This is a genomic window from Singulisphaera rosea (assembly GCF_054877945.1).
Genome location: NZ_JBTYIP020000004.1, coordinates 481483 through 507883, shown reverse-complemented (window position 1 = coordinate 507883; position 26401 = coordinate 481483). Strand labels below are relative to the sequence as shown.

At 64.2% G+C, this 26401-nt stretch carries 22 protein-coding genes; 13 read left to right on the top strand and 9 right to left on the bottom strand.

Annotation, left to right across the window (positions count from 1 at the left end; translation table 11 throughout):
* Nucleotides 1-222: 222 nt before the first annotated feature.
* Both ACYOEI_RS10985 and ACYOEI_RS10980 read right to left on the bottom strand, forming a co-directional pair.
* Entirely contained in the window at nucleotides 223-633 is a 411-nt protein-coding gene (locus ACYOEI_RS10985) for a hypothetical protein (RefSeq protein WP_462849517.1), read from the bottom strand.
* Nucleotides 634-872: 239 nt separating this feature from the next.
* On the bottom strand, nucleotides 873-1763 hold the full coding sequence (locus tag ACYOEI_RS10980) for an SMP-30/gluconolactonase/LRE family protein (protein ID WP_462849516.1): 891 nt from the start codon (nucleotides 1761-1763) through the stop codon (nucleotides 873-875).
* A 348-nt stretch (nucleotides 1764-2111) separates the two neighbouring features.
* Between ACYOEI_RS10980 and ACYOEI_RS10975 the strand changes: the two genes are divergently transcribed.
* The 3 genes from ACYOEI_RS10975 (at nucleotide 2112) to ACYOEI_RS10965 (ending at nucleotide 4805) form a co-directional block, all read left to right on the top strand.
* Nucleotides 2112-3482: a tetratricopeptide repeat protein gene (locus tag ACYOEI_RS10975; RefSeq protein ID WP_462849515.1), complete on the top strand. Its 1371-nt coding sequence runs from the start codon at nucleotides 2112-2114 to the stop codon at nucleotides 3480-3482.
* Nucleotides 3483-3603: 121 nt separating this feature from the next.
* Nucleotides 3604-3882, top strand: a complete 279-nt coding sequence (rpsT, locus tag ACYOEI_RS10970; RefSeq protein WP_462849514.1) for a 30S ribosomal protein S20 — start codon at nucleotides 3604-3606, stop codon at nucleotides 3880-3882.
* Between the two features lie 221 nt (nucleotides 3883-4103).
* Nucleotides 4104-4805: an endonuclease III domain-containing protein gene (locus ACYOEI_RS10965; RefSeq protein WP_462849513.1), complete on the top strand. Its 702-nt coding sequence runs from the start codon at nucleotides 4104-4106 to the stop codon at nucleotides 4803-4805.
* A 283-nt stretch (nucleotides 4806-5088) separates the two neighbouring features.
* Here ACYOEI_RS10965 and ACYOEI_RS10960 read toward each other — a convergent pair whose 3' ends face one another.
* Nucleotides 5089-6234, bottom strand: a complete 1146-nt coding sequence (locus ACYOEI_RS10960; protein WP_462849512.1) for a LolA family protein — start codon at nucleotides 6232-6234, stop codon at nucleotides 5089-5091.
* A 284-nt stretch (nucleotides 6235-6518) separates the two neighbouring features.
* Between ACYOEI_RS10960 and ACYOEI_RS10955 the strand changes: the two genes are divergently transcribed.
* The 3 genes from ACYOEI_RS10955 to ACYOEI_RS10945 all read left to right on the top strand — a co-directional run bounded on the left by ACYOEI_RS10955 (nucleotide 6519) and on the right by ACYOEI_RS10945 (nucleotide 11508).
* Nucleotides 6519-7526, top strand: coding sequence for a hypothetical protein (locus ACYOEI_RS10955; RefSeq protein WP_462849511.1), 1008 nt, complete (start codon nucleotides 6519-6521; stop codon nucleotides 7524-7526).
* Between the two features lie 220 nt (nucleotides 7527-7746).
* Nucleotides 7747-9573: a DUF11 domain-containing protein gene (locus ACYOEI_RS10950; protein ID WP_462849510.1), complete on the top strand. Its 1827-nt coding sequence runs from the start codon at nucleotides 7747-7749 to the stop codon at nucleotides 9571-9573.
* Between the two features lie 1002 nt (nucleotides 9574-10575).
* On the top strand, nucleotides 10576-11508 hold the full coding sequence (locus tag ACYOEI_RS10945; protein ID WP_462849509.1) for a hypothetical protein: 933 nt from the start codon (nucleotides 10576-10578) through the stop codon (nucleotides 11506-11508).
* A 217-nt stretch (nucleotides 11509-11725) separates the two neighbouring features.
* Here ACYOEI_RS10945 and ACYOEI_RS10940 read toward each other — a convergent pair whose 3' ends face one another.
* Entirely contained in the window at nucleotides 11726-12541 is an 816-nt protein-coding gene (locus ACYOEI_RS10940; RefSeq protein WP_462849508.1) for a DUF6348 family protein, read from the bottom strand.
* A 46-nt stretch (nucleotides 12542-12587) separates the two neighbouring features.
* Complete coding sequence (locus tag ACYOEI_RS10935) at nucleotides 12588-14177, bottom strand: tetratricopeptide repeat protein (RefSeq protein ID WP_462849507.1); 1590 nt, start codon at nucleotides 14175-14177, stop codon at nucleotides 12588-12590.
* Nucleotides 14178-14616: 439 nt separating this feature from the next.
* On the opposite strand from ACYOEI_RS10935, the gene pyrC reads away from it, so the two are divergent.
* The 3 genes from pyrC (at nucleotide 14617) to ACYOEI_RS10920 (ending at nucleotide 18462) form a co-directional block, all read left to right on the top strand.
* Nucleotides 14617-15702 carry a dihydroorotase gene (gene pyrC, locus ACYOEI_RS10930; protein ID WP_462849506.1) on the top strand — a complete coding sequence of 362 codons (1086 nt, stop codon included), beginning with the start codon at nucleotides 14617-14619 and terminating at the stop codon, nucleotides 15700-15702.
* A gap of 174 nt (nucleotides 15703-15876) precedes the next feature.
* Entirely contained in the window at nucleotides 15877-17361 is a 1485-nt protein-coding gene (locus ACYOEI_RS10925) for a DUF1501 domain-containing protein (RefSeq protein WP_462849504.1), read from the top strand.
* Nucleotides 17362-17616: 255 nt separating this feature from the next.
* Nucleotides 17617-18462, top strand: a complete 846-nt coding sequence (locus ACYOEI_RS10920; protein WP_462849502.1) for an amidohydrolase family protein — start codon at nucleotides 17617-17619, stop codon at nucleotides 18460-18462.
* A gap of 152 nt (nucleotides 18463-18614) precedes the next feature.
* On the opposite strand, the gene ispD is transcribed toward ACYOEI_RS10920, so the two are convergent.
* Nucleotides 18615-19397: a 2-C-methyl-D-erythritol 4-phosphate cytidylyltransferase gene (ispD, locus tag ACYOEI_RS10915; protein WP_462849501.1), complete on the bottom strand. Its 783-nt coding sequence runs from the start codon at nucleotides 19395-19397 to the stop codon at nucleotides 18615-18617.
* Between the two features lie 230 nt (nucleotides 19398-19627).
* Here ispD and ACYOEI_RS10910 point away from each other — a divergent pair, with 230 nt between their 5' ends.
* From ACYOEI_RS10910 to ACYOEI_RS10900, 3 genes are all read left to right on the top strand, one after another.
* Nucleotides 19628-20446, top strand: a complete 819-nt coding sequence (locus tag ACYOEI_RS10910; RefSeq protein ID WP_462849500.1) for a restriction endonuclease — start codon at nucleotides 19628-19630, stop codon at nucleotides 20444-20446.
* Nucleotides 20447-20690: 244 nt separating this feature from the next.
* The gene (locus ACYOEI_RS10905; protein WP_462849499.1) at nucleotides 20691-20930 is read left to right on the top strand and encodes a hypothetical protein; all 240 of its coding nucleotides are present in this window, start codon (nucleotides 20691-20693) and stop codon (nucleotides 20928-20930) included.
* A 75-nt stretch (nucleotides 20931-21005) separates the two neighbouring features.
* Nucleotides 21006-21671 carry a flavoprotein gene (locus ACYOEI_RS10900; RefSeq protein WP_462849498.1) on the top strand — a complete coding sequence of 222 codons (666 nt, stop codon included), beginning with the start codon at nucleotides 21006-21008 and terminating at the stop codon, nucleotides 21669-21671.
* Nucleotides 21672-21695: 24 nt separating this feature from the next.
* Here the strand turns inward: ACYOEI_RS10900 and ACYOEI_RS10895 are convergent, their stop codons facing one another.
* Nucleotides 21696-22835, bottom strand: coding sequence for a 3-keto-alpha-glucoside-1,2-lyase-like domain-containing protein (locus ACYOEI_RS10895; RefSeq protein ID WP_462849496.1), 1140 nt, complete (start codon nucleotides 22833-22835; stop codon nucleotides 21696-21698).
* A 439-nt stretch (nucleotides 22836-23274) separates the two neighbouring features.
* Between ACYOEI_RS10895 and ACYOEI_RS10890 the strand changes: the two genes are divergently transcribed.
* Entirely contained in the window at nucleotides 23275-23775 is a 501-nt protein-coding gene (locus ACYOEI_RS10890; RefSeq protein ID WP_462849495.1) for a hypothetical protein, read from the top strand.
* Nucleotides 23776-24179: 404 nt separating this feature from the next.
* Here the strand turns inward: ACYOEI_RS10890 and infA are convergent, their stop codons facing one another.
* Both infA and ACYOEI_RS10880 read right to left on the bottom strand, forming a co-directional pair.
* Nucleotides 24180-24398: a translation initiation factor IF-1 gene (gene infA, locus ACYOEI_RS10885; protein ID WP_015248164.1), complete on the bottom strand. Its 219-nt coding sequence runs from the start codon at nucleotides 24396-24398 to the stop codon at nucleotides 24180-24182.
* A 225-nt stretch (nucleotides 24399-24623) separates the two neighbouring features.
* The gene (locus ACYOEI_RS10880) at nucleotides 24624-26393 is read right to left on the bottom strand and encodes an NADPH-dependent assimilatory sulfite reductase hemoprotein subunit (RefSeq protein WP_462849494.1); all 1770 of its coding nucleotides are present in this window, start codon (nucleotides 26391-26393) and stop codon (nucleotides 24624-24626) included.
* Between the last annotated feature and the right edge of the window lie 8 nt (nucleotides 26394-26401).

Sequence of the window (26401 nt, the reverse complement as noted above, 5' to 3'; positions counted from 1 at the left end):
GGGGCGAGGATGACGGTTGGGCGAGTCGTCCAGTGGTAGCGTCTTCGATGTCGCGTTGGTCGGTGGGGCGGCAACGTCCCTAAAGGGTCGGGAGAGGTCGTCGACGACTTCTCCCTTCATCAAGAGTCAATCGGATAGCCGAGGCGGCACGACACGCCTCGACGACGCAGGATCGTCCTTGGCTCGCGTGCACCAGCTCGTGTGCCTCCGTGTGCGTCTGGGTTATCGGCTAGCGGTCTTGGTCTTCGGTGGGAGATCGAGGTCGATCGAGGTCTCGCCCGACGCCACTTTGACATCCAATTCTAGGTTGGCATAACGTCGATTCTTCGACGTTTGGAGTTCCTTGCAGCTCACTTCGACATAAATCTCACCGACGACCGTCGTGATCGAGTACGTCCCGTCTTTTTGGATTGGGGCGGAGTGCGAGGGGGCACTGGGACGGAGGATGTTCGAGCAACGGGAGAGGTCCGTCCCATTGGTGACGGCCTTGCCATTGATCCTCACCACCCCTTTGACCGTCGGCTCTTCCATCGACGAATAGACGGGAAGAGCCCCTGCGTGCTCGTCGCACCCGATGCAGGCGATTGTCACGACGACGATGGCCGATCGCGAGAGACTCGCAAGCAATCTCATGAAGCGGTTCTCAAGACTATCATGAGTGTGCAGACAAGGGTCCTTGCAATCAAGTATTCCAAACCGATCGTGTCATCGCAATCCTTTCTTTGTTCGCTCTCGGAGATTTCGTAGAAATCGTCACAGGCCGATTTCAGGGATTTGTCGACAAGCGGGTTCGGCCTCGGAGTCCGGGACGTTGCGACGGTGCGGAGTCGTGCCCGCGGCCGTCGACCGGGCGGGCACCTAACTCGCCACGATCAGGGGCGGCCGGGGGTGAACGGGGGCAGGACCCCGGAGACGTGGAGGTGGACTCGGTGGACGGAGTCGACGGCCGTGATCGCCAGGGTCTTCGCGTCGAGGCCGCACCAGGCGAGGTTCGAGGGACGCTTGGGCAGGCCGATGATGCCGAGGAGTCGTCCCCCCGGCTCGAAGACCCAGATGCCTTGGGCGACGGCGACGTAGACGCGTCCCTCTTGGTCGACCTTCATCCCGTCGGGCCCCCCGGGAAGTTCGGGGTCGACGGTGGCGAAGACCCGACCCGAGGTGGACTTCAGGGCCCCCGAGGGCTCAACCTCGAACGCGCGGACGTGATAACGCCCCGTGTCGCAGACGTAGAGCGTGCGTTCGTCGGGGGAGAGGGCCAGCCCGTTCGGTTTCTCGAAGTCGTCGAGGAGGACCCGGGGCTCGCCGAGTCCTTCGAGGAGGTAGACCCCCTGGAAGTCGATCTCCCGGTTCTCGGGGGCGACCCCGTACGGGGGGTCGGTGAAGTAGAGGTAACCGTCGGACCGGCTTACGATGTCGTTCGGACTGTTCAGTCGTTTGCCGGACCAACGCTCGGTGATCGTCTCGACGCCGGACCCATCCGGGGCCATGGCCGAGATCCTTCGGCCGTTCTGCTCGCAGAAGACGACCCGGCCGTCGGCGGTGAACGTCTGGCCGTTGGCGGCCTCGGTCCGTTCGCGGAGCGTCTCGACGGCGCCTTCGCTCGCCAGTCGATAGGTCCGCTCGGCCTTGATGTCCTGGAAGAGGAGGGAGCCGTCCGGGCACCAGAGCGGCCCTTCGGTGAACTGGAAGCCCCCGGCCAGGGTTTCGACCGTGTCGCTCGACACGATCGCCGACAGTCCCGCGTCCCGAAGCAGATTCATCATCAAAGGCCTCCCGTCCCGCCTCTCGAGTCATTCGTAGAACCGGGGACCGGCGGGCCTCTCGAGTGGCCCTGCCGTCGGCCGAGGGTTTCCCCTTGGCGTCACTCTCCCCGGGCTTTTGAGTATGATATCGGAGAAGCCTCGCGCCGATCGTCTTCGGCCCGGATCAGCCGGGCGTCGAGCGACACCGGACCTGGCCTGGGCCGCGACGGCTTTTGCGTGGCAAGGCTCGCTCCCTTTCACTAAAATCAAGTGGGTCGCTCGCCTCGCGGCATGCTTGCGGGAAACCTCGACCTCGCGCGTCGCGGTCCCTTGATCACGCCTCGTCGTTGCCCTGGAGGGTTCGCTCTGATGTCCTCGGCGTCGGAATCCAACAAGATCAAGGCCCAGAAGCTATTCCAATTCGGCAACGAGGCCGCGTTGAAGCAGAATCTCGATTACGCGATCGAGATGTACCAGCAATCCTGCAAGCTCGAGCCCGAGAACCTCCTCTACCGCCAGGCGCTCCGCGCGGTCGTGAAGAAGAAGCTCGGCAATGACCCGGCCAAGATCGGCCGCTTGGCCGCCGCCAAGAACCAGGCGATCCTGTTCCGCACCCGCTCGCCCAAGTCGAAAGGGAACTTCACCCAGGTCCTGGAGATCTGCGAGGAGGCGTTCGCCAACCACCCCTGGGACGTCTCGGTCTCTCGCGTGGCCGCCGAGGCCGCCGAGCAGCTCGGGCTCAATTCCCTGGCCCAGTGGCTCGTCGAGTCGGTCCAGAATCAGGCGAGCGAGGCCGAATTCTTCATCTTCTCGGCGCACATCCACAAGCTGAATAACAGCTTCCCCAAGGCGATCCAGTGTTGGGAGAAGGTCAAGAAGCTCGACCCCAACAACCAGATCGCGAACCGCGAGATCAACGCCCTCTCCGCCGCCGCCACGATCCATAAATCCGGCATCGGAGACGCGATCGACGAGCGTGACGCCAAGAAGGAGCAGGCCGCCAACGAGCTCGAGGACCTCAAGATCCAGGCCCTCTCCCCCGAGGAACGCTACCTCAAGGAGCTCCAGGAAGATCCCAAGCGGGTCTTCACCTACCTCCAACTCTCCGACTACTACAAGATGCGCGGGCAGTTGGACGAGGCCTACAAGACCCTGGAGAAGGGCCTGAAGTCCGTGCCGGGCAACTCGGACCTCCAGTTCGCCCTCGCCGAAGTCCAGATCGCCAGGGTCAACGGCGCGATCGACAAGTGCAAGAAGCGGCTCAAGGAGAACCCCGGGGACGAGAAGGCGAAGAGCAAGCTCGCCGAGTTCTCCAAGATGCTCGTCGACTTCGAGATCAAGGAGTTTCAGCGCCGGACCAAGGTCGACACCCAGGACATGAACCTGCAGCTCGAGCTCGGGATGCGGCTCGCCCAGGTCGGCCGCCACGACGAGGCGATCGCCGCCTTCCAGCAGGCCGGCACGAACCCCCTGATCAAGGTCAAAGCCCTGTACAACACCGGGCTCAGCTTCGAGTCGATGGGCCGGTTCAAGCTCGCCGAGCGGATGCTGCTCGACGCTCTCAAGGGGCTCGAGTCGTCGAAGGACCCGGCCCTGTCCCTCGCCATCAACTACCGCCTCGGCCGAGTCTCCGAAGAACAGGGGAATACCCAGGCCGCCGAGGAGTACTACAACGAAGTGGCCGCGAACGACTACTCCTACCTCGACGTCGCGGAACGACTCCGCGTTTTGGGAACTTGATCCCGAGACGCGGTTTGTGATACAGTAGACGTTTCGACGGAATTCGAAGCCCTCCGGCCGGGCTTTCGAGGGATCCCGGTGCGAGAGCCGGCCGTTACGACCGAGCCTTCTGGACCCAGTTATGCCGAACACGCCTTCCGCGATCAAGCGACTGAAGCAGAGCGCCAAGCGCAGGATGCACAACCGGATCGCGAAAAAGATCATCAAGACCTACATGAAGCGGACCTTGGCTTCCGTGGTCGCCAAGGAATTCGAAAAGGCCGAGGCCGATTTCCGGCTCGCCACCGCCAAGATCGACAAGGCCGGGTTGCGTCGGGTCCTCCACCCCAACACGGCCGCTCGTCGCAAGAGCAAGCTCGCCCGCGATTACAAGGTCGCCGTCGCCAAGGCCAAGGGTTGACGTCGAACTCCTCCCCTGGAGGAGCTCGTTAGTCACGGAGTGGTGGTTAGTGTCCGAACGGGACTCTCTCCTCCTCGGCTCGCATTCGCCTCATCCGGGCAGGGATGACTTCCCAGGCGGTCATTCCGTGTCCCACGACCGACCGTGACGCCGCCTTTGGAATGAGGCGGCGTTTTCGGTTCGTTCGCGTTTCGACTTTGAAAACGATCGAGGGCTCGGCGATGCCGACGTTCGACGAGTCGTTTCCCGCCATCGTCGCCGCACTCGCCGAAGGGTATGGACGCGACCTCGGCCCCAGCGATCCCGACTCGTTCGCGTCCTTGATCGCCGTCTTGCTGGGTCGTTCACTCGATCAGCGGAAGTGTCTCCGGGCCCTGGACTCCTTGCGCGACGCGGGACTTCTCGAGCCTCGCGCACTCGCTGAGGCCGAGTCGGTAGAGGTCGGCGAGGCCTTCCGCACGGCCGGGGTGACTGTCCCTTCGCGGGTCCTCAGCTCGCTCCGCAAGCTGGCCCGTTGGCTCGTCGACGACCACCGTGGATCGGCCGATCGACTCCTCGAAGAGTCGATCTCGGTCGAGCGGCTTCGTGAAGAGCTTGGTTCCGTGAACGGGATCGGTCGCGCGACGGCCGACGTCCTGCTGCTCTTCGGGCTGCGCCGGCCGGTTTATCCCGTCGATCGGGCGTCGTACCGGATTATGGTCCGCCACGGGTGGATCGATCCCACGGCCGACTATGAAGAAGCCCAGGCGGTCGTGGAGCGACAACGGACAGACACTCCCACCACATTCGCCCATCTCTCATCCGGCATGGAGCGCATCGGCCGAGACTTCTGCCGCGTCAGCTCTCCGCGCTGCGATGAATGTCCGCTCCGCCCCTGGCTTCCCGAAGGTGGGCCAGTCAATCCCGCGTTTAGCGCAGACTGACCGCTCCTGTGCGCAAACCGAACAAGCGCTGGGGCAAAGCTAAGAGTAGGGGACTCGTGCTCGAAGTCATTCGCATGCGATCTATCCCCCCGGGTAGGCGGGGCACTCCTGCCCCGCCTACCCGGGGGAGGTCTTGTGCTCATGCGAGTGAGTCTTTGTATGGTTTGACTTTGCCACAGCACGAGAAAAGGCATCTCGCCCTGCCGGACAGGCCTCCCGAGAGAAGCCTGCCCGACAGGGCGAGGAAATGAATCGCGAACAATGCTCAGCGTGCTCCGAATCCTCAGCGAGCTGCCGGGGCCGTCGGAGCTGGTGTGGGTGCGGGCGCAGGTACCGAAGGGAGTGCGCTCGGCGGGGCCGCGGATTTGGGGATATCGATCCCCTGGTTCAGGAGAGGGGTATCGCCCCCCTGGGATGCTTCGGCCTTCTTCTGCGCGGCCCGCATCGTGGCGTACTGTTCCAGGTTGTCGAGGATCGCCTTGGTGCTATCCTCGACCTGGGCGTCGGGCGGGGCCTGGAAGACGAACTCGCCGTCGGAGATCGGGGTGTTGATCTTGACGTTCTTGTAGACCAACTTGATCCGCGTCAGAAGTGGCTGCTGGATCAAGCTCTTGGATCCGATCTTCCGACCGTCGGGCCCGACCGGTCGGGTGTCGAGCAAGGTCGTGGAGGGTTGGCCCACGAGCTCGACCTGATAGGGCCAGAAGTCGTTCGCACCCAGGTAGAGCTTGACCAGGCTGGGGATGTAGGAGGGAAGCGGGGCGGTCATCGGCAAGGGCCGAGAATCGGGCCCCAGCAGGTTCTCGCGACTCTTCCAGACGCCCGCGAGACGGATCACGGGCCGGCCGTCGAGCGTCGTCTTGACGGGCCCTTGATCGAATTTGATCGTCCGGCGCAGCCCGACGAGCAAGATATCAGGGCCGGCGAATCCCATGGATTCGATGGCACCTTCCTTCATCTTGTCGTCGAGGTCGTAGGTTCGGATCTTCTTCAGGATGGAGGCCGCGTCGAGTTTGCGGTAGGCCCGGCTCTCGAAGACCTGTTGATAATCCCAAAGGGTAGTGCCGTCGCAGACCTGGCGCATCTTGCCGGACGAGTCGGGCATCCCGGAGACCGAGAGGTCGAGGAGGAGCCGGTCGCCGGGGGCTTTGAGGTAGCGACCGGTGATCTCGAACTTCTGGTTGAGCATCGAGACCGTCTGGAAGACGTCGGCTGACACCGACTTGATCTCGGCAACCTTCTTGATGGCGTCGTCGAGGAACAGCTCGGCCTCGGTCGGCGGCTCGTTGACCTCGGGAGCTTTGACGGCCGAACCGGGGCCTCCGGCGGGAGGCATCGGCGCCGAGAGTCCGTCCTGGGCCCTGGCTCGCGAGAGGACCGAGAAGACGATCACGGTCGCAATCGCGGGGATGATCCGGTATTTGGGCATGGTAGGGATGTAGGGCTTTTCCTCAAGGGTCGGAAAGGAATGCCCGATCTTATCGCTAGGCGTTATTGGACGCAAGGCCGACCTAAGGGTGAGACAAGGGGGGGCAGGCAACCGCCTGGCCGACCCCTCTCCCGAGTTCGGCCGTCATCCACGAGCGACCCGGCCTTGAGGATCGAGGCCGAGGCGGTCGCGGAGTTCCTTAACGGTGGTGCGAGTTCTCCCCGATCGGCGTACGCCCTTGCCTCAGGAAGGCCGGCATCGGTCGCGGGTGGTGGAGGATTTCCATGCATACGATCGGCGTACTCCTCTTGGCGGCGGCGACCGCCGGGGACGGTTTCGGATATAGCAAACCAGGCGTGGGGCTCAAGAAACTCCTCCGCCCACACGTCGTCGCCGATGGCCCGCCCCCTCCGGGCGGTCCGATGATGCCCGGCGGGCCGGACATGGGGGGCGGCGGCGGCCCCGGCGCGGGCCGGCGGTTCCCTAACACGAAGAGCCAGATCTACTTCCTCGACCCGGACGGGATGAAGATCGGCTGGCAGACCGGTGGCGGCGGCGGGGCTGAGCGCGTCTACCTCCCGGCCCAACTGACGGTCCCCGCCCGATTCAACTTCCTCCAGGGTTATATCTATCGGCTCAAGCTGACCGACATCCCGGGTCGGCCGAGCGTCCAGCTCTATCCGACGATCGAGGTCGCCCCCTCGGCGCCCGCGACCGACGCCTACCTGACGCACAACCCGATCCCGGTCCAGTTCACGGCCGAAGACTTCGACCAGGTCGTCGACGGCGGGAACTTCGTCACCAAGGTGATCTATCTCCCCGATCCGAAGTACCAGGAGCTGGCGATCGCGGGCGTCGAGACCCTGGTGTCGACCCGACTCGAGCCGGGCGTCGACCCGATCCTGGAAGCCGACCGACGTGGGACGATCCTGATGATCGTTCGCCTCGGTGCGATCGACCTCGAGATGCCCCCCGGAGGCGGGTCGGTCCCGGCCGCCGGTGCCGTCACCGTTCCCCCCGGAACGGTGATCAACGGGGCCCCGAGCACGGTGGTCCTGCCCCCGGGCACCCTGCCGCCGGGCGTCGTGACCCAGCCGGGCGTCGTGACCCCGCCGGCCATCGAGAGCGTGCCGGTCGATACGGCCCCGGTCTCGCCGGTCGCCCCGGTCGGTCCGGCTCCGGCTCCGGCTCCTGCCCCCGCGGCGGAAGCGGCCCCGGCCCCCCCATCGCCGGAGCCCCCGGCGGCCGAAGTCCCGGCCCCCGCTCCTCCGGCCGAGGCGCCGAAGTCCTGACCCGTCGCGAGGGATCGCCGACAGGGTACTCGTGACTCACCGACGCCCCGACGGATCCGCGCCTCGATCGCGATCCGCCGGGGCTTTTCGCGGAAGGTTCGTCGACAATCCCGGGCCGTCCTCCGGCTCGGTTCATCGCGCGTCGTGCCCGAATTCGGTCGGCACGACGCCCCCGAGGAACTTCCCCAACGGCCCTCGAGCGTTGAAGGAATCAAGACAGATGAACGATCAAGGATTGATCCGCCACGCCGGGGGGAGGGGGGGCCGCCTCGCCTTGCCTCTCGGCTTGGCGTTGGCGTTGGGCCTGCCGACGACCGGCCGGTCCCAGACGTCGACGCCCCCCGCCGGACCGGCGCCCGCACCCGCGACAGCCCCCGCACCCGTCGAGGCGCCTGCCGGAGTCGTTGTTTCCTCGCCCTCGCCTGGTTCTCCTGCACCGGTTGAGGATGTCCCGGCCCCGGCCCCGGCCGTGACCACGCCCGGCGTGGCCGTGGTCGAGACCTCGGCGCCGGAACTCCCGAACGAGATCCAGGTCGTGCGGTTCCAGGCCCCCGACGGCGTCGTGGTCGAGGTCCTCGGCCCAACTCCCGAGCCGGTGCCGTCCGCCCTGAGTGATGGCCCGCCCCCAGGGCTGGTCGGGCTGAAAGTCGGGGTCGGCTATCGACTCAAGCTTTCGAATCTTCCCGGCCGTCCCGACGCCGAGATCTATCCGGTCGTCGAGATCGTCGGCCACCTGCATCGGCCGAACGGCATGGACGTCGGCAAGTTTCCGATCCGGATCATTTTCAACGAGGACGACTTCGTCGACTCCTTCGACCACAAGCGCCTCGTGACCCAGGTCATCTACCTCGAGGATCCCGAGCAGGCCCTGCCGATCGCCACGCCCAAGGGCGAGATCCCGATCGTGACCCTGGGTCCATCCGAGGACCCGATCAAGGTCGGCGCGGCGCTGGGGCGAGTCATGGCGGTCGTTCGGACCGGGACCCGCAAACCCGACAACGACGAACTCGCCGGGATGGGGATCATCGGCGTCGTGCCCGGCGCCGAGCATTGCCCGTTCACGGCATCGGACGGCGGCCCGTGCAAGCTTCCGTGTGGACCGGTCTGCGGGACGCCCCCGCCTCGGGGACGCGTCTGGCTGCCGAAGGACGAATTCCTCTGTGACGGCGGCGACCACAAGTCGCCCGCCCATTTCGGGGGCGATGGCGGGCTTCTCGGCATCGACCCGCGCGACGCGGTGATCCAGTTCAACGACGAGCGCCGGGCCCGAATCCTGCCGACCAACCTCGTCTGCATCTACGCCCCCCGGTTCGCCGAGGTCCGCGTGAGCGTCGGTCCGAACCAGGCCCTGATCGTGCAGTCGTTGAAGCGAGCCGACAAGGTCGAGAGCCAACTCGCCTTCGACGGGAAGCAGCACCCGAACCGCTTGAACCAGAACCAGGCGGCCGAGGCGAGCCGGGAACGGCTCAGGGCGTCGGGGATGCGCGGGCGCGTCTACGCCGGCTCGCACACCGAGCTCCGCGTGCTGAGCGGTTATGATGCGCAGACCCACCTCGCCGGCCACGTCAAAGTGCAGGGACCCGATTTCTCGAGCAACCGGCAGAAGCCCGGCGACATCAAAACGAACGTCGTGGCGATGGGCATCAAGACCGGCACCGGGGCCGCGGTCACCGGAATCGTCGAAGGGGCCGGTCAGATGGTGATGGCGTGGCCCGCCCGCGAGACGGTCGGCGTCGAGACCCCTCCCAACCGGCCGGGCGTCGCTGTCATCAAACGTGTCAGCACCAACCAGGCGGAGCAGGGGGATGAAGTGACCTTCGTCATCCAGTTCCGCAACATGGGCAACACGCCGATCAGCGCGGTCTCCGTCGTCGACAGCCTCCTCCCTCGGTTCGGCTACGTCGCCGGGAGTGCCCAAGGCCCAAAGGGGGCCGTCTTCACTGCCGCAGAGAATCGCTCGGGCTCGACCGAGCTCCGTTGGGATCTCCCCGGCACGCTCACGCCTGGGGTCGAAGGGTATGTCTCCTTCAAGACCATCGTCCGCTAACGCAGGGCGATTCCTTCATTCATTGAACCGGCGAAACGGGTGGGCTTGTCCCACCCGTTTCGCGTTTCTGGTGCGGCAACGGAAATGGCTTCCCTATCTTCTGTACCCAGTTCGCTGGTCGCCGAGCCCTGGGCATCGCCGCGGGTCGTTCCGAAACGATGGGGTACGAGGGTGGCTCGGCCTCTATTTTCGGTACGGCTTTAACCGTTTGTATACCTCTCGTCGCTCTCCGACAATCGCTCCTCGCGCGAATTCCCTGCGACAACACTACCCGGTCGCAAGGTGGTGCATTCCCGAGAGGACGAATACCTCCCGGATTTCCCGTTGGTCTTTCCGACCCGTGTGCCCGTCCCGAAGTCCAGTGTTTTCTTGAAGACCGGGTTCCCGGACCGCTCAACGCCGTCTTTCCCTCGCGGGAAAGCCTCATCTTATGGCACAGAAACCCGATTTTTTAGGAGAAACCGAGTTTTCGGGACGCGGCGAGCCATGTGATTCGAGATCATCTTTTGTGTCGTTACGGTATATGTTGTTTCGATATATTGTGTTCGCGAGGCTTACTTCGACAAGGTGGGAGTTTCGGGATTATTTGTCGTTCGATTGAGTCGAATGCCTTGTGGGATGAAATCGTGTGGTAGGTTCGTAGATAGATCTCAGCCGGATCGATACGGCCTTTGGTGTGGAAGTCCGAGACGCGACCGGAACGGCCCCTTACCCACACCGTTGGCACTCCGAATCGAGGCTCGACCCCGAATTGGACAGGGAATCGGCTGCGCGGAAGCCAGGGTGGCCAGGGGCTTTGTCGTCCGTTCGCCGATCACGGGGTCGACGGCGAGGAGTATGGGACGCTCGTCTCGATTCGATTCCGCTGAGGCGGTCCTACTCGAGTAAAAAGGCCTGCCGCGATCTGCGGTTTCCGATCTCACACATTCCCGCCTGGGGGCGATTTCGATGCGGAAGAATCAGCGTTTTCAACCCACATGCGTCCAACCTCTCGAGGATCGAGTGGTCCCCTCTTCGGCGGCGGTCACGCCGACCGTGATCTACAAGGCTCAACTGGTCGACAACCTCGCCGCCACCTTCGAAAGTTTTGCAAACAAGAACGGCTTCGGCCCGAACTCCAATTCCGAGGTGCGAGGGATCCCGAGCCCCCTCTGGGTCAATTCGGTGACGAACTACTGGGATGGCTTTAACACCCAATTCGACCCCAATGCCTTCGCGACTTACCGTGCCACGGTGTCGACCGACCTCGCAGGGTTGTGGAGCGAAGTGAAGACCATGCTCGCCCCTCTGCCTCGGTCCAAGGAATTGATCGCTACCATCAGGTACGAGATGATAGGCGGCCAGGATTCCAGCATGGTATCCATCGTTACATCATCCCTTGGGCAGATACAATCACTTCTTTTGACCGGCCAGCCGGCCTCGTACGACGCCATGGGGAACGCTGCCGCCGCCAACTCCCAGCAATACCACCAATACAGCACGGTTGAGCAAGCGATTCTAGGGCAGGTGGAGCTATTCGGGAGTTCGCGGGCTCCGCACGGGGTCCGCACCTCGAATCATCGGGCTGCGAAAGTCAATGCCCAGGTGGATCAGGCCTTCGCCACCTTCTTGGCCGACGTGAATGCCCTGCCGGGCCTGCAATCCAACGGCGACCCGTCGAAGCTCGGCCCTCCCCTCCTGGCGAAGATCAACACGCTCAATGCCACTCTCGTCAGCATCTATACGGAGAACAAGATCCAGGGGAATCTCCTCGGCGCCCTCCAGACGCAAGTCTATGACTATTCGAATGGGAGTCTTCTGCAAGAGCTCACGAATATCTTGAACAACTACGAGCTTTCCTTCAACGTCCGCCAGCAAGTCGACGGGCTCACCGCCGACGCCAAAACCGGTGTGGACTCGACGCTCCACCTCTTTCTCACTTCGTCGAGATCTTGAGCCGTTTCTGGACGGTCTGAATGATCCGCTCGGAGGACGTGGCGGTTGGTTTCCAAGGCCATTTCCACTGCTCGATCGAGGCTTCTGGGTCGCGGCCGGCCGACGGCAATACCGGCCGCGACCCCACGAGGCTTTCCGTGAGGATGTCGAGGATCCTAGGCCCTACGTGCTCGCGCTCGTCTTGTCGTCAAACGATGATATTCGACGTCGATCGTGGTCAAACGCTCTCGTCCTCGGCCGTCTGGATGATGACATACTGCTTGCGGAACTCATACCCGGCCGCTGGCCAGCCTTCCGCGTATTCCTTCAGGGCCTCGGCGCCGACCGGGTAATCCTCGCCGTTCACGCGGCAATCGGCTTCGGGGACCCCGTGGTTGTCTCTCAGGGCGAAAAGGCGAACTCCGAAGAATTCGTCACCCTCCAACAGAGGCTTGAAGGCCAGGAACGAGCGTGTGAGGAGGCAGCACGGACAGAAGGGATGCTCATCCTCCGGGTCGTTCGCTGGCGGAGTCGACTGGTAATGCGCGATCGGGCCGAGGGTTGCCCGCCGGGTACGCTTCGGTCGGTCCTCCGTCTCGGGCAAAGTGAGCATCAGTTGCATGCACGCCTCGCCCTTGGGACGGGTGGCATCGACCAGCGTGATGAAATCCGTCTGCACCCACTGCTCGAATGCCCGTCGGATCGCCACTTCGGTGTTATCCCCGGTCGAGTGCTGGAATTCGAAGATCCCCCCGGGGACGACGGTTGGGTGGTGGACCTGGATTGTCGTGACGGTCTGGACTCCCCCTTCCTCGAGCGGCTGAAAGCTCACGATCAGTGGCAGGAGTCGGTAGCCGCTCGCCTCATGCTCGACCCACCTCCCTTTATGTGAGGAAGCCGACTCTCCGTTCTGCCCCAGGACCTCGACAAGCAGCGCGACGAGGTCGGCCTGCTCCTCCCATTGCCGTTCGCTATTGGCGAACGCGAGCCGGATCGGCCCTCGATAGCCTGGGTTGGCCTCAAGCGGCTGGATATCGTCTGGAATTCCCGACATTCGACTTATCCCTTTCGTCTTCGTCGGCGAAGCTCGTGTGATGTGGTTATGCGGCCGGTTTTGGTTCAGGCGCCGGAGGGACGAGCTTGGCGACCTCGCTTGCCATTCGCTTGAAGACCGGCGCCCATTCCATCAGACGCTCTTGCCGGAAGAGCCGCATCGTCGGATACCAGGGACTGTCCTCGCGGTCCAGCATCCACTGCCACTCGGGGGCGGCCGAGGTTGCCAACCAGACCGGCACTCCCAGAGCCCCCGCAAGGTGTGCCAGGGCGGTGTCAGAGGTGATGAACAGATCGAGATTTCTCAACACCGCCGCCGTATCCATGAACGGCCCGGCTTCGATGTCTAGCCGTGCTCCGAGGTCGACGACCGGGAAGGCATCGCCGAGGGCCGCGAGCTGCTCGTGGCCGACGTTCTTCTGGAGGCTAAACAGACGGACGCCCGGCACTTGCCCCAAGGGTTGGAAGTCGCATAGGGGAATCGAGCGATGGGCGTCGCCCGGAAATCCCGGGTTTCCCTGCCAGTTGATCCCGACCTTGAGCTCGGGGTACTGGGCCAGCTCGAGCCGCCAACGCTCGACCAGGGCCGGGTCGGGCTCGATGTAGGGGACGTCGAGCGGGATCGACTCGAGACTCATGCCCATCAGGCCGGGCAAACTCAGGAGCGAGACGTAGAAATCGTGCTCGGGCGGTTCCTGCCCTTGTTGGAACAGGATATCAATCCCTGGCATCTTGGCCAGGATCGTCATAAGCCCCTTGGGACACTCGTAGATCACCGTCGCACCGAGCCGCTTCAGCAGCGGGGCATAACGAATGAAGTGGATCGAGTCGCCGAGCCCCATCTCGTGGACGAGGAGTAACCGCATCCCGCGGGGCGGGTACCCGTTCCAGGCCGGCATCGTCGGCGGTTGCGACGCGACATTCGGCTGACACAGGCGCCACTCATACTCGGCCCACCCCTGGGCGAAGTTCCCTTGGACTAGCCAGGCCGAGGCCCTGTTCAAGTGGGCGTCGAGGTGCTTGGGTCGGAGCTTGATGCATCGAGTATAGCTCGCGATGGCCTCGTCATATCGCCCCAGTCTGGCCAACGCGACCCCACGGTGGTTCCACGCCCCCGCCTGATTTCCGTTCAACTCGAGGGCGCGGTCATACGCGGCGATCGCCTCATCAAAGCTCCGAAGAATACGCAGCGCGTTCCCGAGGGCGTTGTAGGCTCCGGCGTCGTCGGCACGAAGCCGGATCGCCTCGCGATAACACGCGATCGCCTCGTCGAGCTTGTTTTGGCCGGCCAGTGCGGTGCCGAGTCCCTTGTGAGCCACGGCGCCGTCAGGCCGTCGACGAATGACTTCACGATAGGCGGCGACGGCTTCCTCGTAACGTCCCAGGGCGTACAGTGCGGATGCGTGATTCCGGCGGTAGGCTGCGTTCTCCGGATCGGCGACGGTTGCCCGTGCGAATTCCTCGACGGCCCGATCCAGGTTGCCTTGCCTCCTTGCCGCCCTTCCTCGCGCGAAAGACGCATTGGCTGAACTTTTAGATTTGATAGTATTTGTAAGTGAAGTTTTCTTCGATTGATCGGCACCCTCATCGCGTGGGATACGAGGTCCGGGGCTCCCTCCGGTCGATGCGTCCGTCATCTGTCGCTCCAACTCGAATGGTCAAAAGCGGAACGGGATCGAATCGACGACACCAGGTGCGTCTCCGAACGCGGTTCCTTCATGCCCGGCGCATTCGTCGACCGTTCTTCTGCCCTCATCGCAATCGCCTTTGTGTGCAGAATTCATCCACTTTTCAAGCCGCTCCTGACGGCCGGCTTTGGCAGGGGGCCCGAGCCAGGCGACTGGTAGAGAACCGCGGGATCGTTTACCCTTGCCGGATTGGGACGCATCACCCTCGCGGGCCTCGGCGATCCCCGAAGCCGAAATCGTGGTCGCCCCGGGCTCCCAGTGCCGATCGGTGGGCCGAGGCACTCACGAGCGGAGCCTGCATTTCGGCTAACGCCAGCGTCTATCAAAAGGGCTGCATGGGATCCGACGGAGCCGGCATCTCTGGACAGTCATTGAGGCAATCCCCACGATGCAGAGAGCGAAGATCAGCATTCGTCGCCCCGACAACTTCCACGTCCATTTCCGTCAAGGCGATATCCTTCGGGCTGTCGTGCCCGACACGGCCTCGGTCTACGCTCGCGCCATGGTCATGCCCAACACGGATCCCCCGATCCTGACGGGCGAGGATGCGACGAGATATCGAGAAGACATCCTGGCAGCACTCCCGAACAGTGTGCGCGAGCAAGGTGGCTTCGAGCCTTTGATGACGATCAAGCTCACGCACGAGACGACCCCTCGGATCATTGAGGAGGCCCGCAAGGCCGGCGTGATTGCGGCGAAGCTCTACCCGAGCGGGACGACCACGGGGAGCCACGGCGGGATCTCGGACTTCCAGGCCGCGGGACTGATCGAGGTCCTGGGGGTGATGCGGGACTGCGGGATGATGCTTTCGATCCACGGCGAGCGACCCGAGTGTTCGGTGCTCGAGGCCGAGGGAGAGTTCATCGTCGAGATCGCTCGCTACGTGGAGGAGGTGCCGAACCTCCGGATCGTCGTCGAACACGTTTCGTCCGCCGCGATGGCCAACTGGGTGGCGGCCGCGCCTGCCACGGTGGCGGCCACGGTCACGCCGATGCATCTCACGACGACCATCGACGACATCCTTGGCCACGTCACCCCGGCAGGCCAGCGCGGCCTGAACCCGCACAACTTCTGCTATCCGGTCCCGAAGACGATCCGAGATCGCTCCACGATCAGCCGGCATGTTCTCGAGGGCAACTCGAAGTTCTTTGCCGGCGACGACTCGGCCCCTCACACGGTCGGCCGCAAGGAATCGCCCTGCGGGTGTGCCGGGGCCTACTGTGCGCCCGCATCCCTGCCGACCTACGCCGAAGTCTTCGCGGCGGCCGGGGTCCTCGAACGGCTTGAAGGGTTCGCCAGCCGGTTCGGCGCCGAGTTCTATGGGCTACCTCTGAATCAGGGTCAGGTCTCCCTGATCGAGACCACCCCTGGCGATGAGGTCGTGCCAGTCCTCATCGTCGCCGATAACACTCAAGGGGAGCGGATCCGTCCCTGGCGCGCCGGAGAACGGCTTGGTTGGCGGGTCGCCCCGTAGGTTCTCGAAAGGAGCCGCGAGCCGTTTTCCGAAGAGGATTCGTGGTTTTCTGTTGTTGAATAGTCGTTGGATTTGCCATAATCTCTCGACACCCGCCACCGAAGCGGCCCCGCAACCCTTGGCGAAGGCCCCGTCGGTCTCCTGCACGATGCCCGAACCCGTCATGAGGTGGTCATGATTCGCGTCCTGGGTGGTCCGAAACGGCTCTGCGACGGCCTGACGCGACGCGACTTGCTCCACGTCGGTTCTCTCGGCCTGCTGGGTCTCGGGCTCTCGGGAGGCACCCCCGCGCTGGGAACTCCGGTCGTCAACGGGTTTGGGAAGGCGAAGTCCTGCATTTTCCTCTTCCTCTACGGATCGCCGAGCCAGCTCGAGACCTTCGACCCGAAGCCCGAGGCCCCCGAACAGATCCGGGGAGAACTCAAGTCGATCCAGTCGAGCGTCTCCGGCCTCGACGTTTGCGAACTCTTGCCAAAGCTCTCGAAGGTGATGGACAAGGTCACCGTGATCCGGTCGGTCTCGCACCCGTACCCGCTGCACGGGGTCGCCTACGCGACGACCAGCATCCCCCGGATCGACGTCTCGATGGAGCTCAATCCCAGGGATCCGGCGCAGTGGCCGTACATCGGATCGGTCGTCGATTACGTCGGGCGGAGCCAGGACGGCGAGCGACTCCCGGACGTCCCGCGAAATCTCGCCCTCCCCTGGGCCTTCAGCAGCCAGCGAGTCGGCGAGGTTGCTCGTGCGGGCCCCTACGGCGGGTTCCTCGGCCAGGCCTATGACCCGATCTCGACGGAGTTCGTCGGCAAGGCGACCAAGAAGTCGACGAAGACGCTCGCCGACAAGACCTGGAATGACTTCGAGCCCTACCGGGGGGTCACCCCGGAGAGCCGCTTCCGCCTGGGGTCGGTCTCGAGCCTCGGTCCCGACATGACGTTCGATCGACTCGACCGGCGTCGGAATCTCCTCGAGCAATTCGAGCAGGCCCGTCGAGAGTTCGACTCGGGGACTGCGCGGTCCGGGATCGACCGCCATCGCGCGATGGCTTACTCACTGCTCGGCTCGGAGAAGCTCCGGAACGCCTTCGACCTCGACCGAGAGTCCCCCGAGACCCGCGATCTTTACGGGATGACCCTCTTCGGCCAGGCCACGCTTACGGCGAGGCGACTGGTGGAGGCGGGCGGGCGGTTTGTGACGGCCTTCTGGGACGAGTACGGCCTCGCTGGCACGGGGTGGGACACGCACTGGGACCACTTCCCCCGGATGAAGGACGAGCTCCTCCCAGGCCTCGACCAGACACTCTCGGCCCTTCTGATCGACCTCGATTCGCGTGGCCTGCTCGACGAGACCCTGGTCGTCTGCCTGAGCGAGCACGGCCGGACGCCCCAGTTGAGCCTGGGACGCGGCGGCGGCCGGGATCACTGGTCGCGATGCTACTCGGTCCTCATGGCCGGGGGCGGCGTGGCCCGGGGACGGGTCGTCGGCCGATCTGACAAGGTCGGGGGCGACCCCGTCGAGCGTCGCGTCTCGCCCAAGGACATCCTGGCGACGATCTATCACCTCCTCGGGATCGATCCCGAGACGATGCTGACCGACCGCCAAGGGAGGCCCATGGCCCTCAACCCCGAGGGCGAGGTCGTCCCCGAAGTGCTCGCCTGACGGCGCGGCTCCTCGCCACCGAGGACGCCGAGGTCGACCGATTTCCGGAGAATATACTGGCACGGGGTTTCGTCCTGTGCCAACGTGGGTCGACCACAGGTCGAACCTCCCCGGGTCATGTAGAGAAATCGGTGGTTGAACGGAGGTTGCGGGTGCCACGGGGTGGAGTACCGACCCGTGGCACCCGAGTCCAGATCCACACCTCCGAGTTCGCTCCATGAGCCAACATCCCTCTTGCAACGGGACGAGCGCCCCATGGCCCTGGAACCGTACATCGACGCGCACTCGCACATCTGGACCCCCGACGTCGCGCACTACCCCTTGGCCCAGGGGTTCACGGTGGCCGACATGAAGCCGCCGTCGTTCACCGCCGAGGAGCTGCTCGCCCACTGCCGGCCCGCCGGTGTCGGCCGGGTCAACCTGATCCAGATGAGCTATTACGAATTTGATAATCGCTACATGCTCGACATGATCAGGCTGTACCCCGACCGCTTCGTGGGGACGGCGATCGTCGACCCGCTCGCGACTCGCCCCGACGAGGCGATGCGGGCGCTGCGGCCGAAGGGAGTGAGGGCGTTCCGGATCGCGCCGAACTACAGCAGGCTCCCCCCGGCGAAATGGCTCCAGCCCGAAGGCTACAATGCGATGTTCGCCGCAGCCGCCGAGACCGGGCAGGTCCTGAGCTGCCTGATCGGCCCCGACGCCTTCCCCGAAGTCGACCGGATGTGCCGCCGATTCCCCGAGACGCCGGTCATCATCGACCATATCGGGCGGATCGGCGTGAGTGGCACGATCGACTCGGCCGACGTCGACGCCCTCTGCGCCCTGGCGAAGCACGCCAAGGTCCTGATCAAGGTCGGGGCGTTCTACGCCCTGGGGAAGAAGACTCGCCCCTACCTCGATCTCGGCCCCTTGATTCAAAAGGTCGTCCGCGCCTTCGGGGCGAACCGGTGCATGTGGGAGAGCGACTGCCCCTTCCAGGTCGATGACGACACCTACGCCGATAGCCTCGACCTGATCCGAACCCGCCTGGACTTCCTCTCCGCGGATGACAAGGAGTGGCTCCTGCGGCGGACCGCGGAACAGGCGCTCTTTTCTTGAAGTCACTCAGCCCCGGTCTCTACCGAGCGGATGGCTGAAGTTACGTCCTCTTTACAAGCCCGAAGCGCAAGCGATTGAATTTTTCTTCGCCTTAAGAAAAATTCAATCGCTTGCGCTTCGGGCTTGTATTGAAGAGGAGGAGGTAGATCGCTTCAGAAGAGGTCGCTCGCCTTCGGCTTGGGCAGGTCGCCCCACATGGCTTTCTCGTCGGCGAAGGGATGCGAGGGGCCCTCGCGCTTCGGCTTCGGCAGGGCTTGGAGGACGGCGGCCGCGAGGCGGAGGTCGGCGTGTGTGGTGATCTTCATGTTCAGTGATGAGCTCTCGACCACGGCACAACGATGCCCGAGCGCCTCGACGAGCTGGGTGTCGTCGGTGACCGCGGCGCCGAGCCTGGCGCGGTTGGCATAGGCGGCCTCGATCCAGTCGCGGCGGAAGACCTGGGGTGTCTGGGCCAGATAGAGTCCGTTGCGGGGTACGGTGTCCGAGGTGAATCGATCCTCGCCGACCCGCTTGATCGTGTCGGCGACCGGGACCGCCAGGAGGGAGGCGCCGTGCTCGATGGCCGCGTCGAAGACGGCGTCGACCTGTTCGGAAGTCAGACAGGGCCGGGCGGCGTCGTGGATCGCGACGAAGTCGCATTCCGGGTCGAGGGCCTCGAGCGCCCTGGCAATCGAGTCGGATCGTTCGGCCCCGCCGTCGATCACCTTGATGTTCAGGAAGGCGACGCTCGGGCGGAATCGGCGCTCGAAGAGGTCGCGGTCGTCGGGCGAGATTACCACGATCGTCTGGGCGACGTCATCTCGATTCACGAATGGCTCGGCGGCGCGGAGCCAAACCGCCCGGCCGTCGAGCTCGGCGAAGATCTTCTTCTGCTTCGGGTCGCCGAACCGCGTCGAACGCCCCGCGGCTGGTAGGATGACGGCGAATTTTCCCATGGCACGGATTCCTAGCACAGCGACTGACGTTGCCTCATCTTGAGGCATGGGCACTCCAACTTGATTGTTGGCCAGGCAGGGTGGCGAAGTCAACGAGGCCGAGACGAGGGTTTCGCGAGAGAAGGGCCCCGGGATTTCGCTTGCTGTCGAGAATGGTGACGGGGATCCTTAAAGAAAGACGCCGCCTCGCGGGTCGGGGGCGCGATCGAGGACGAGGGGGCCTATCGGCGATGGAGTGTCTCGGACCGCAGTGTGCGGCGATGTTGCTGGACTGGCTCAAGGAGCGCGCCTCGGGCTTGCCGACGACGGTGCCACCTCAAGGTTCGGCCAAGCAGGGGATCCTCTGGACGAGCGCGGCGTACCAGGACGAGGCCCCGGCGATCCGATCGGTCGGGGAGTTCGCCGGGGCCCTCGAACACCTGCATTACGCCGTATTCCGGAGATATCAGAATCAGCTCACGCGGGCCGAGCGGGCCCGGCTCGACAACACGATCCGGAATGTGCTCTACAAGATCGAGCGCTACGTCGAACGCCTCGAGGGGGTTGAGCAGGCGGAGGCCGAACGCGAGCTCCACGCCGTGCGTGAAGAGGTCATCGAGGCTCGGGAGCGTGCCGAGCGGCTGCGGCTCCAGGCCAAGCGGGCCGACCTCAAGCTGGCACAACTCGGCTCGCTGACCCCCGAAGGCTTCGAGGAATTCGTCGCCGAGGTCTTCGAGGCCCTGGGCTATGAAGTCGAGCAAGTCGGCGGGACCGGCGACGAAGGGGCCGACCTCCGGATCAAACGCGAGGGGCTCCAGGCCGTCGTCCAATGCAAGTATCACAGCAGGGGCGTCGTCGGCTCTCCGGAGCTCCAGAAGTTCCTCGGGACGATCCACCACACGCGAAGTCACAAGGGGTTCTTCGTGACCACCCGGACCTTCTCCCTCGCGGCCGAAAAGTTCGTCGCCGAACATCCGATCGAGCTCATCGACGGGCCCAGGCTCGTCGAGCTCGTCCAGGATGCCATCGGCCCCGGGGCCCACAAGGAGTCGGAACCGACCTGGTTTTGAACGGCCCCTTCGACGCCTCGAGCGAGGCTCGAGTACGGCGGGGGCCGCGGATTTTTGGCGCGGGACTTGCAAGTTAGTGTGGAAGTTGAGTGCCGAATCTCATCTTGATAATCGGAACAGATTGATGGGACGGCAGGACGGCTCGTGAAAAATGCTTGACTGGGGGGACGGACGCGGATTAGCCTTGCTCACGCCAGGGAGGCATTCGCCGCAGACGAGGTTCCCCTCAGCCAAGGAGGGTTCGATGGCCATCTGCAAACATGAGACTCCGCTGCGATCACTTGAGTTGCCCGCGGAGTTCGAAGACTTGAGCGGCATGATCCAGGTCGACCTGAAGGTCGTCGTCTCGGCGCTCACCGAGCGCGCGAGCCAACGCCTCTTGCTCACCCGCCGCGAAACGCAGCAACTCCGGCGGACGCTCTGGAACAACATGTCCAAGGCCGTCAACGACGCCGTCGCCCCGCTCTCGGCCGATCGACGCTGACGGTAACCTATCTCCACTCGGTCCCTTTCCCGTTCCCCTTTCTTACGTCCGGGGCCGGGTGATCTCCCGATCGCCATGGAAGAAATACCGACGAAAATCCTCTTGGGGGTGACCGGTTCGGTGGCCGCCGTGCGGACACCCGCGCTCTATGCCTCGCTCCGAGGCGCAGGGCACGCGGTCCGTGTCGTCGCGACCGAGCCCTCGCTCCATTTCTTCGACAAGGCCGACCTCGCCCGCGATCAGTCGGACCCCGCAGGGGGGCCGCTTTTCCGCGACGCCGACGAGTGGTCAGGCCCGTGTTATCGTCGCGACGACCCGGTGCTCCACATCACGTTCCGAAATTGGGCCGACCTCCTGATCGTGGCACCGCTCGACGCCAATACCCTGGCGAAATTCTCGCTCGGGCTCTCCGACAACTTCCTCACATGCGTCTTCCGGGCTTGGGACTTCTCCAAGCCCGTGATCCTTGCGCCGGCGATGAACACGCTGATGTGGCAGAGCCCGGTGACCTTGCGCCACCTGAAGCTGCTACTGGCCGACAGGGGCGATGGCCGCTCGGGAAACGACTGGGGCCTCGACGAGGCTGCGGAGGTCTTCGCCTGCCACGCGCCTGGCATCGTACTGGTGCCTCCCCAGTCGAAGCGCCTGGCCTGCGGGGATATCGGCATCGGCGCGATGGCCGAGGTCGCCACGATTGCGGAAGCCGTCAGGGCCTGGGCCGAGCGGACGATCTTCGCTTGACGAACCGACACCCTTCACGTCGCGTCACGACGCTGGCTTGACGAGCGGCTTGAGCTCGACCCTCCGGAAGAAGATCTCGGCACCGTCCGAGATGATCTGGATCTTGCCTCGGGATTGGCTCAGCTTGCTCGCCTCGAGGACGGTCTTCCCATCCCATCGAATCGTGAGCTTGTCTTCGAAACAAAGACATTCCACGGTGTGCCAACGCGTATCCAAAGGTTGTGTCGAGTGGCCCGGCTGGGGGATGGTGCGGGGTGCACCGAGGTGGTGGATGACCGTGTTGGTGGTCACGGTGGTCAGCGGGAACCCCGGGTTGTAGAAGTAGCGTAGGATCTCGACCTTATTGTGGGCCTCGTGCTCTTTCGACTCATGCTCGTGCTTGGCATGTTTCGCTCGCGAGGACTTCTCCGAGTTGGATCCTTCGTGCGCCTTCTCGTTCGAGGTGGACTTCTTCGTGACGAATCCTTTGACGACCTCGGCTTCGACGGCCACGCTCAGCTTGTTGGTCATCGTGGGGAACGGGATTAGGTCGCCCGCCCCTTGTTCGGCAAGGATCCGGCAACGAAATCCGGGTCTCCACGCTTTGTGCGAGCTGCCCTCTGCCCCCGTGCTGTGAAGCGTGAACCCGCTAAGACGCTCCTCGTTCTCGCGGGGGGCCCAGCGCAATTCTCCCCACTGGTACTCGGCCGTCAGGTGGTAGTTCTCGTACTCCTTCTCGGTCTCGAGCGCCCCGTTGACCTCCCCCGAGATCCGGAGGTGTCCCTTGTGTTCGCCATTTCTGGGAACAGAGAAGACATGCTTCGGGTCATTGTCCAGCCCGAGGGGTTCCTCCTCGCCGAGTGGGATGCCGAGGTAGGTGCGGAACCCGGCCAGATCCTTCCCATTGAAGGCAAAGGCGAGCGGCGCTTCTTTCGTCCCTAAAGATCCCGGCAGAACACTCGGGTGTAGGGGCTCGGAAACCTTGAGGGCCGCTCTCGGGTCGAGCTCCTCCTTCGCGTTCGCATTCGCGGGCGAGGTGGCTACCTTCTCGGGCTCGGCTTTATCCTCCAGCTTCTTCTGAATCACGTTAACGCCCACGCCCGCGACGATCGGCGCGATCACCGCGGCGAAGATACCCCCGACGACTTTGGCGGCGACGTGGCGGTGCGCTTCGGGAACTCCCATGGCCTGTGCCCCGGACTTTTATGGAGACGACCCCGTCGAATCAATCAGCGTCGATCGATAAGAACCGATCGACGGCCTGAATACATCATAGGACTTGTCCGTATGACTTCCGGGGGTCGGGCCGAACTTTTTCCGGAGCTCGACGATCTCGGGGATTTGCCAATTCGCTGAAATCCGTTGAGGGCGAGCGAGAAGCCCGTTGCCCGACATCCTCGATATTGTCTTTCCGTGGCGGCCCTTTCGAGGACCAATCATCGATCCGTCGAATTCGGCTTGTTTCACCGACCTCGAGAATCCCGATGGAAACAGAGGGCAACCGGTCTCGGAAGACGGATCTTGAACCCTCTTCAGACTTTGGCATTCGGCTTGCGGGTAGCTAAGAGGTGTAGGTCCTTTAAGGATCTTCGAACAAGTCGATTTTTCAACCTGGGAGACGACCATGTCTGAAATCAAGCCCGATCGATCGCACGCCGTCGACGCGAATCGCGACCCCATCAGCGGCGAGCCCGGCGCCCATCCGGTGGGAACGGGCCTCGGTGCGGCGGCGGCCGGTGCGTTGACGGGCGCGGCGGCTGGTGCGGTGGCCGGACCGGTCGGCGCGGTCGTGGGGACGGTCGTCGGTGCCGTCGCGGGGGGACTCGCGGGCAAGAGCGTAGCCGAGTCCATCGACCCGACGGTCGAAGACGCCTACTGGCGCGATGCCTACTCGAGCCGACCTTATTACGACTCGACGCTCAGCTACGACGACGTCCGCCCCGCCTACCAACATGGTTGGGAAACCCGTGGGACGTACGAAGGCCGTACCTTCGAGGAGGCCGAGAGCGAGCTCCGGCGTGATTGGGAGTCGACCGGGCACTCGAAGTCGCTCGGTTGGGATCGAGCGAGGCCTGCGGCTCGTGATGCCTGGGACCGGATCGATAGCACCAGCGCACGACGATAAGGGGGTGAATACCCCGAATCTTTCCAGGGGCATCACTGCCGACGATCGAGGTTCGACCTTCAAGGCCCGGCTCGGCGACTCGCCAGCCGGGCCTCGCTCATGCCGCCTTGCGGTGCGTGTCGACGCCTATCCATGAGACTGAGCACCGGAGCTCTGCCTCGGGCTCTGGAGCCGCGCACCGGTGTCGTTCCACCGAAGTTGAGGGGAGGGTGGCGAGCAGGTTCGACGAAGTCGATTGGGGGAAGCCGACCGATTGAAGGATGCCCCTCCGTCAATCGTCGGCGAGGGCGTGACCGTCGCCTGCGGGGTCAAGGCGATCGGTCCGGGTGACTTGGCAGGGGCTTCGGGCCGGCAACGCTTGGATCTCTATTCCAGGGCCGAGCCCGTCGCGAGCGAAGGATGACTCAGCGTTCTCGGTAGATGATCCGGCCTTTGGTCAGGTCGTAGGGGGTGATCTCGATCGTCACCCGGTCGCCTGGCACGATCCTGATGAAGTTCTTCCGCATCTTGCCGGCGATGTGCGCCAGGATGCGATGCCCGCTCTCCAACTCGACCATGAACTGCGTGTTCGGCAGGGCCTCGACGATCCGGCCCTCGGTACGGATGGGTTCCTCTTTGGCCACGCGGATCTCCTACGACGACCGGCACCACCCGAGTCGTGATCTTCGAAAGTCATCCAACCGGAAAAGGGGCAAAAACTCGACCAACGGGGCCCACGAATCGTCGTGGGCTTCGTTGAGCGAGCACGAGGAATCGACCGACTTCCCCCGACCGGAACAAACCTAGGATAATCGATCGCTGCGGGCTTGACCAGCGTCCAAGCGGCCAGCCCGCAGGCTTTTCCGCAATCAGGCCGGTGTCGGCTCGCTGACCAGGGCCTCGACACCGACACGGTGGCAGAAGTCGCCGAAGGTCTCGTCCGGGAGTCGGTCGGCCTTGTAGCGGGTAAAGACGGGCACCAGCTCCGCCACGACCCGGTCGAAGGGGACGTAGTCCTTGAACTCGACGTTGAGGCGGTCGCCGAGGGTTCGCCCTCCGAGGAAGACTGTATACGTCCCCGCGCCCGGGGTGCCGTCGGCGTTGCGGGTCGCGGAACGGCCGACCAGGCCGATGTCCGCATTGTAGGGGCGTGCACAGCCGTTCGGGCAGCCGGTCATCCGGACGGTGAACCGATCGTCGGCCAGGTCGAGCTTGGCGAGCTCAACTTCGAGTTGATCCATGATCGTCGGGAGGGCCCGTTCGGCCTCGGTCACCGCCAGGCCGCAGGTCGGCATCGCCGGGCAGGCCATCGACCAGCGTCGGACCGTGGAGATTTGCTCGACGGACGCGACTCCGTGCTCCACCAGGGTCTTCTCGATGTCGGAACGCCAGGCGGGGTCGAGCCCGACCAGCAGGATCGACTGCTGGCAGGTCAGCCTGGCGGGCATGCTGTACTTGGTGAAGAGCGTCCGCAGGGCGGTCATCAGGCGGAAGTCGCCGTCGTCCTTGATCCGGCCGTTCTCGACGGGGATGCCCAGGAAGAGCTTGCCATCGCCCTGCTCGTGCCAGCCGAGGTGATCCTCGACGCCGGTGACGAAGACGGGCTTGGGGTCGGCGATCGGGTGGCCGAGGTATTCCTCGATCTTGGCCCGGAAGGCCGGCATTCCCCAGTCGTGGATGATGTACTTGAGGCGGGCCCGCTTCCGGTCGGAACGGTTGCCGAAGTCGCGGAAGACCTTGATCACCGCCTCGCCGATCTTGAGGATGTCCTCGCGGTCGACGTAGCAGAGCGGCTGCGAGAGGAACGGGAAGGTCTTCTGGGCGCTCGGAGTGGTGCCCAACCCGCCGCCGACGAGGATGTTGTAGCCGACGAGCTTGCCATCCTCGACGATGGAGAGGTAGCCGAGGTCATTGGCGTGGATGTCGGTGCAGTTGTCCTCGGGAAGCGCGAAGGCGGTCTTGAATTTGCGGGGGAGGTAGGTCTTGCCGTAGATCGGCTCGACCGTGTCGTCTCCCGCCGTGGGGACCTGGATCGGGCCGGCGACGGGAAAGAGCGGGTTGTCGACCTTCTCGCCATCGAGCCAGATATCCCAGTAGCTCGACGCCCTCGGGGCGCAGTGGGCGGCGAAACGATCGGCGTCATCCTGCATCGCGTCGCGGACCGAGTCGCAGATCGGGGCAGGGCAGCTCAGGACGTTTCGCTCGACGTCGCCGCAGGCCGCGAGCGTCGACAGCAGCATCTCGTTGATCCGCCGGATGGTCGTCGGCAGGTCGTCTTTCGAGACGCCGTAGAGCTGGAACTCTTGCCGGGTCGTGATCCGGAGCGTCTCGTTGCCGAACGCGTGGGCGAGCCGGTCAGAGGCCAGGAATTGTTCGGCGTTGAGCTTGCCGCCGACGATCCGGATCCGAACCATGAATTGGAAGGCCTTTTCCTTCCCTTCACGCTTCAGGAGTGTTCGGACGTCGCGGTCGTCCTGCTGGTATGAGCCGTGGAACTTGAGGACCGTGGCCGCGTCTTCGGTGAAATGCGTCTCGCCGTTGCGGGCTTCATCCGCGATGTACGTGTGAAGGTACTGGCTGGCAACCTTGATCGCTTCGACCTTGCTCGGCTTGGCGCTACCGTTCCCACTCGCGTCCATCTCGCTCA

What these genes read in the sequence shown, in the direction of transcription:
- ACYOEI_RS10985 (WP_462849517.1), bottom strand. Translation starts at nt 633, where the DNA reads ATGAGATTGCTTGCGAGTCTCTCGCGATCGGCCATCGTCGTCGTGACA.
- ACYOEI_RS10980 (WP_462849516.1), bottom strand. Translation starts at nt 1,763, where the DNA reads ATGATGAATCTGCTTCGGGACGCGGGACTGTCGGCGATCGTGTCGAGC.
- ACYOEI_RS10975 (WP_462849515.1), top strand. Translation starts at nt 2,112, where the DNA reads ATGTCCTCGGCGTCGGAATCCAACAAGATCAAGGCCCAGAAGCTATTC.
- rpsT (WP_462849514.1), top strand. Translation starts at nt 3,604, where the DNA reads ATGCCGAACACGCCTTCCGCGATCAAGCGACTGAAGCAGAGCGCCAAG.
- ACYOEI_RS10965 (WP_462849513.1), top strand. Translation starts at nt 4,104, where the DNA reads ATGCCGACGTTCGACGAGTCGTTTCCCGCCATCGTCGCCGCACTCGCC.
- ACYOEI_RS10960 (WP_462849512.1), bottom strand. Translation starts at nt 6,234, where the DNA reads ATGCCCAAATACCGGATCATCCCCGCGATTGCGACCGTGATCGTCTTC.
- ACYOEI_RS10955 (WP_462849511.1), top strand. Translation starts at nt 6,519, where the DNA reads ATGCATACGATCGGCGTACTCCTCTTGGCGGCGGCGACCGCCGGGGAC.
- ACYOEI_RS10950 (WP_462849510.1), top strand. Translation starts at nt 7,747, where the DNA reads ATGAACGATCAAGGATTGATCCGCCACGCCGGGGGGAGGGGGGGCCGC.
- ACYOEI_RS10940 (WP_462849508.1), bottom strand. Translation starts at nt 12,541, where the DNA reads ATGTCGGGAATTCCAGACGATATCCAGCCGCTTGAGGCCAACCCAGGC.
- ACYOEI_RS10935 (WP_462849507.1), bottom strand. Translation starts at nt 14,177, where the DNA reads ATGACGGACGCATCGACCGGAGGGAGCCCCGGACCTCGTATCCCACGC.
- pyrC (WP_462849506.1), top strand. Translation starts at nt 14,617, where the DNA reads ATGCAGAGAGCGAAGATCAGCATTCGTCGCCCCGACAACTTCCACGTC.
- ACYOEI_RS10925 (WP_462849504.1), top strand. Translation starts at nt 15,877, where the DNA reads ATGATTCGCGTCCTGGGTGGTCCGAAACGGCTCTGCGACGGCCTGACG.
- ACYOEI_RS10920 (WP_462849502.1), top strand. Translation starts at nt 17,617, where the DNA reads ATGGCCCTGGAACCGTACATCGACGCGCACTCGCACATCTGGACCCCC.
- ispD (WP_462849501.1), bottom strand. Translation starts at nt 19,397, where the DNA reads ATGGGAAAATTCGCCGTCATCCTACCAGCCGCGGGGCGTTCGACGCGG.
- ACYOEI_RS10910 (WP_462849500.1), top strand. Translation starts at nt 19,628, where the DNA reads ATGGAGTGTCTCGGACCGCAGTGTGCGGCGATGTTGCTGGACTGGCTC.
- ACYOEI_RS10905 (WP_462849499.1), top strand. Translation starts at nt 20,691, where the DNA reads ATGGCCATCTGCAAACATGAGACTCCGCTGCGATCACTTGAGTTGCCC.
- ACYOEI_RS10900 (WP_462849498.1), top strand. Translation starts at nt 21,006, where the DNA reads ATGGAAGAAATACCGACGAAAATCCTCTTGGGGGTGACCGGTTCGGTG.
- ACYOEI_RS10895 (WP_462849496.1), bottom strand. Translation starts at nt 22,835, where the DNA reads ATGGGAGTTCCCGAAGCGCACCGCCACGTCGCCGCCAAAGTCGTCGGG.
- ACYOEI_RS10890 (WP_462849495.1), top strand. Translation starts at nt 23,275, where the DNA reads ATGTCTGAAATCAAGCCCGATCGATCGCACGCCGTCGACGCGAATCGC.
- ACYOEI_RS10880 (WP_462849494.1), bottom strand. Translation starts at nt 26,393, where the DNA reads ATGGACGCGAGTGGGAACGGTAGCGCCAAGCCGAGCAAGGTCGAAGCG.